The following is a 5,834-nucleotide window of genomic DNA, read 5'->3' as shown; positions in this document are numbered from 1 at the left end:
GCTGAGTGGGAAAGAACTTAATCAAATTGGTATAACTTACTTATGTTATGAGTAGTTTAAAATAAAAAACTGACTTAATAGTAGGGTCTGTTATTGAACTGGGCTTGGCTCTGCCATTAAAAACTGCTCTAGTTCAAGCATTGAATCAACAATAGCAACAGGCTGATAGTTATTTAAAGTATTATTATCATGTACACCTAAGGTAATACCAACTCTATCAATCCCAGCTGCTTTGGCCATTGCCATATCATAACTGGTATCGCCAATCATTACTGCTTGCTCTGGGCTAACATTCAACTCGGTTAATAAACTCAGTAACATTTCAGGATCGGGTTTCGAATTAGCTTCATCGGCTGTACGAGAAGCCTGAAAATAATGCGCCGTTTGTGTTGCACTAAATACACGCTCTAAACCTGGACGAGATTTTCCTGTTGCTACTGCTAACAGTTTATTTTCATCTCTAAGCTTTGTTAATAACGAAAGCGCATTATCAAATAATGGTGCTGGTGTATGATCGCACTCAAGATATTCATGTCTGTAACGAGTAAACACTTCACTTATTTTCTGTGGTGTTGCGTCAAGAAATAACAACTCAAAGGCATGAGGAAAACTTAACCCTATAATCCCCTTTACTTGTAATATTGACGGTATTGGTAATAAACAATGCTTTGCTGCTGCTTGCATAGCAGAGACGATACGATCAATTGAGTCCATTAAAGTGCCATCCCAATCAAAAATAATTAATTTGTAGTTTTTCATGGGTCACGACTCTTTAATTAACTTTGATAATAATTTTTCTAGGCTTGGCTCTAAAGGTGCTTCTATTTTCATCCGTTTTTCCGTTAATGGATGTGTAAATTCAATACTTGCGGCATGTAAAAATAACCTTTTAAGGCCTTTACTTTTCATTTGCTCGTCAAAATCTTCATGTCCATATTTTGCATCCATTGCTATCGAATGGCCACTGGTTTGACAATGAACTCGAATTTGATGTGTTCTCCCCGTCACAGGAAAGGCTCTAACTAAAGTTGCTCCTCTAAACCTATCTAACACTCTAAAACGGGTTTCAGATTCTTTACCATTTTGATTATCAACAATAACAACACGCTCACCTGACTTTAAATCATTTTTTCTTAAGGCTGCAGTAACACGGGTTAGTTTATCAGGCCAATGACCTTTAACGAGTGCGTGATAAAATTTTTGTACATTCTTATCACGAAACTGCTCGTGTAGATGCCGTAAAGCAGAACGTTTTTTTGCAACCACTAAACAACCAGAAGTATCTCTATCTAGCCTATGCACTAATTCTAACATTCTCGCTTCAGGGCGTAAGGCTCGAAGTGCTTCAATTAAACCAAAACTTAAACCACTGCCACCATGAACCGCCATACCTGAAGGTTTATTAATAATAATTAAGCGCTCATCTTCAAATAATATTTGTTTTTCTAAATTAGCAACAACAGCTAATCCTGTTGAAACATTATCTTTTTCTTCAGATACGCGAATAGGTGCGATCCTAATTTCATCATTAATAGCAAGCTTATAAACAGGCTTTATACGCTTTTTATTAACGCGTATTTCACCCTTGCGCATTAAACGATAAAGGTGACTTTTGGGAACACCTTTTAAAGTACGCAAAAGAAAGTTATCAATACGTTGACCCGCATCTTCATTATCAATGGTAATAAACCTTACCTTTGGTTTCTCTTGCTCAGCTTCAGGAGAATTAACTACCTTATTAGGTGCTTCATTGATTCTCGGTTTTTGCTGAGGCTTACTTTCAACTTTTCTGTTGCTTGCAGACTGTCTATGTTGAGTTTTTAATTTAATTTTAGGCACGTGCTTGGCTTTTTTAGTCTTAATTTCTTTCATAACCGCAGTTTAACACACTTTATTTAGTGAATAATGCAATTAACTTCCTTTTTAATTGGCTAAATTTAAAAGATAGTGGGATAATATGAAGGTTATTAGTTGATATTTAACGCTACCTACTCATTTTAATAGCTTTTAAAAGGCTTTAAATAACTTAAGAGGTAACATTAAAAAAGCCGAATTAACTATTCAAACAAGGCTACTCAACGTAACAATATTTACCTAGAAGCTTTAAAGAGAGACGTAAGAGGCAAACTGCGGCCACATCATTATGCGAATTTAATTTTGTTAACCTACAACGACATCGTTGTGAACAAAATATAAGAGATATATTGATAGTACGGCCTATTGTATTTATTGACACAGTAAATTATCACCATTGATACTTACTCGTTGTAACTCGTCAAATAAATCATAAACAGTTTTAGCATTTTGGTTAGTAATTACACTGAACAAAGGGTTATTAGTCCAGCACCATAAAGCAATTATTATAAAATAATACCGAAGCAAAGCCTCGGTATGTTGCACAGCACATAGGCTGAGCACATAAAGAAATATATTTTTATTACTTTTATAAAACAAAAGTGACGATATAAAAAACAATCAGAATTTATAACAGCTTAGCTTGGTTTTATGACAAGTTAACTATGACAACCGTGAGGTTGACAAATTGCTGTTACCAGAAAAACAGATTGCTTTGTGTACTAAGCAAATGGTGTGTTGTGACTTAAATTGAGTCAGACAAACTATGAAACGTATGTTAATTAACGCTACCCAATCAGAAGAATTGCGTGTAGCACTAGTAGACGGTCAAAAACTTTATGATTTAGACATTGAAAGTCCAGGTCACGAACAAAAAAAATCTAATATTTACAAAGCCAAAATTACGCGTATTGAGCCTTCTTTAGAAGCTGCGTTTGTTGATTATGGTGCTGATCGCCATGGTTTCTTACCAATGAAAGAAATCAGTCGTGAATACTTCCCAAAAGGCTATACATTCCAAGGCCGCCCAAACATTAAAGAAGTATTACACGAAGGCCAAGAAGTTATCGTACAAATAGATAAAGAAGAGCGTGGCCAAAAAGGCGCAGCACTTACTACTTTTATCAGTTTAGCGGGTAGCTATCTAGTTTTAATGCCAAACAATCCACGTGCAGGTGGTATATCACGTCGCATCGAAGGTGATGAACGTTCAGATTTAAAAGCCTCATTAAGCAAACTAAACTTACCTAAAGGTATGGGTTTAATTGTAAGAACCGCCGGTGTTGGCAAAGATTATGATGAACTGGAATGGGATTTAAGTGTACTTTTACATCATTGGAAAGCAATCAGTGAAGCAGCAGAAAGCCGCCCTGCTCCATTCTTAATTCACCAAGAAACAAACCTTATATTACGAGCAATTCGTGACTATCTACGTCGTGATATAGGTGAAGTGTTAATTGATCGACCTAAAACCTTTGAAAGTGTTAAAAAGCACATTGAAGTAGTTCGTCCTGATTTTTTAAGTAAAATAAAGCTTTACACAAGCGATGTACCTTTATTTACTCATTATCAAATCGAAACTCAGATAGAAACAGCTTTCCAACGTGAAGTACGCCTTCCTTCTGGTGGTTCAATTGTAATCGATCCAACAGAAGCTATGACTTCAATTGATATCAACTCAGCACGCGCCACAAAAGGCAGTGACATTGAAGAAACCGCATTTAATACTAACTTAGAAGCTGCAGAAGAAATTGCTCGCCAATTACGTTTACGTGATTTAGGTGGTTTAGTAGTTATCGATTTTATCGATATGACACCTGTTCGTCATCAACGTGAAGTTGAAAATAGAATGCGTGATTCAGTACATCAAGATAGAGCTCGTATTCAACTCGGTAAAATCTCACGTTTTGGTTTATTAGAAATGTCACGCCAACGATTACGCCCATCTATTGGCGAAACAAGCCAAGGCGTATGTCCTCGTTGTAGTGGTACTGGCCAAGTACGCGGTGTTGAATCTTTAGCTTTATCGGTATTACGTTTAATGGAAGAAGAAGCCATTAAAGACAATACTTTACATGTTCAAGCACAAGTACCTGTTCCTGTAGCCACTTATTTATTAAATGAAAAACGCCGTTCAGTTATGCATGTTGAAAAGCATCATAATGTTAAAGTCTTAATTATTCCTAACCCACACATGGATACACCTCAGTACGAAGTTGTACGTGTTAAAAACGATGAAACTATTGTTGAAGCAAGTTATGAATTACCGGTAAAACAAGCTGAACTTGAAGAAGCTAAAATGCCGAAGTTTGATAAAAAAATAGCAAAGATTGACGAGCCTCTAATTCAGGGTATGTCAGCACCAACAAGAACGCCTAAAGCTGAAACAACACCGGTTAAAAACGATAAAACTACAGCAGCTAAAAAATCAACAGGCTTTTTTGGCTGGTTAAAAAGTCTTTTTGTTACTGAAGAAGTTGTTGAAGTTAAACCTGAAAAGAAAGAGCAAAAACCAAGACAATCACAAGAACGTCGTGGCAATCAACAAGCTAAGCGTAGAAATAACCGTGGTGGTAACAGAAATCGTAATGATCGTAATGATGAAAATACCTCGAATCGTTCGCCTAACAAGCAGAATGAAACGAAGCAAACACGCCCTACACGCGCGGCCGAAACGAATAAGCCCAAAAGACAACCTCGTAAAAACGACAGTGTAGAAAAAGACAATACAGCTAAAGAAGAGAAAGTAGCTACTGTTCGTCGTCAACGTAGAACTAACCGTAAAAAAGTTAGAGTAGAGAAACCCGTTGAAAATGTAGAACAATCTGTTGCAACACCTATCAACAATGAAGACACTAAAGTTGATGTAAAAGTAACGACTCCTGCAGAGGAGGCTGTTGTTACTAATGAAGATAAACCTCGTAACAGACGTTCTCCGAGACATTTACGTGCTAATGGACAACGTCGTCGTCGCAATAGTGAAAAAGATGAAACGACACAAACGGATCAACTATCAACTACTGAAAAAAACGCTGTTGATGAATCAGTTGAAGCGAGATATCCAGAAGTAGCAAAAACTACGTCAGCGGATAGCTCAACTTCACAATCATCTGAAAAAGTTACCTCTAAAGAAGTAACTGAAACTGTGATTAACAGTACTGATGAAGCGACTGTAGAAACGAAAGTTGCAACACCTGCTGTAGAAACTCAACCTATTGTTGACACTGTTGCAGTTGAAAATGAACCTCCAACCGTACCAACTACAAATGAAGTTAGTGAACAAGTAACTGAGACAGTAGCTGAAGTTCAACAAGAGTTGCCTTTAGAGACCAAAGTTGAAACAGTACCTGTTGAAACAAAAACTGAAGTAGTTGTTGAGCCGATGGTTATTCCTGAGGTAGAAAAAAGCCCAGAAAGCACTCCAATTACGGAAGCAGAAGTTATTACAGAACCAGTAAAAGCTGAAGAAGTAACAACAGCTCCAGTAACGACCTCGAATGACTTACTTGAGAATGAAGATACTTCAGCTATTAATAATACCGGCAATGAAGAAGTACAGAGCCCTGTTAAGAAAGTAAAAAAACAGACCCCTGCAGCTAAGAAATCTGCACCTAAAGATAAAAAGCTAGCAAGACAGGTTAAAAAAGCTAATCGCCTTTCAGGTCACGCTACCGCACCAATGACAAAAACGGAGACTATCACTACAGTTAAAGCTATTCCAACGAGCTTTATGGCTGACAGTGACAGATTACCGCACCAATCATCAGGTAAAACAGCAATTGTTGCAGATATTGTAAGCCGTAGTAGTGCGCCAGCAACTAAACCTTAATTTATTGTTTAGTTAAAAATAAAAACCAGTTATAACTTTATAACTGGTTTTTTTATTCCTCTATCTTTCCCATCCGCCTATTTTTCTCATACAAATATTTATTATCAGCTGTTATCTTTTACGCTACTTTCTATTATACCAAGTTGATTAA

General features: G+C 36.8%; 3 protein-coding genes. 1 reads left to right on the top strand and 2 read right to left on the bottom strand.

Going from position 1 to position 5,834, the window contains the following annotated elements; genetic code table 11:
- Positions 1-90: 90 nt before the first annotated feature.
- Positions 91-759 (bottom strand): HAD-IA family hydrolase, encoded by a 669-nt coding sequence (locus KO502_RS07025; RefSeq protein WP_216021864.1) that lies wholly within the window; start codon positions 757-759, stop codon positions 91-93.
- A 3-nt stretch (positions 760-762) separates the two neighbouring features.
- Entirely contained in the window at positions 763-1,872 is a 1,110-nt protein-coding gene (gene rluC, locus KO502_RS07020) for a 23S rRNA pseudouridine(955/2504/2580) synthase RluC (RefSeq protein ID WP_216021863.1), read from the bottom strand.
- A gap of 748 nt (positions 1,873-2,620) precedes the next feature.
- Between rluC and rne the strand changes: the two genes are divergently transcribed.
- The gene (gene rne, locus KO502_RS07015) at positions 2,621-5,683 is read left to right on the top strand and encodes a ribonuclease E (protein ID WP_216021862.1); all 3,063 of its coding nucleotides are present in this window, start codon (positions 2,621-2,623) and stop codon (positions 5,681-5,683) included.
- Positions 5,684-5,834: the final 151 nt, after the last annotated feature.

This window comes from Colwellia sp. E2M01 (genome assembly GCF_018860585.1).
GTDB lineage: Bacteria > Pseudomonadota > Gammaproteobacteria > Enterobacterales > Alteromonadaceae > Colwellia.
Note: the sequence above shows the minus strand (reverse complement) of the source record. Positions and strands in the feature narration are given on the sequence as shown.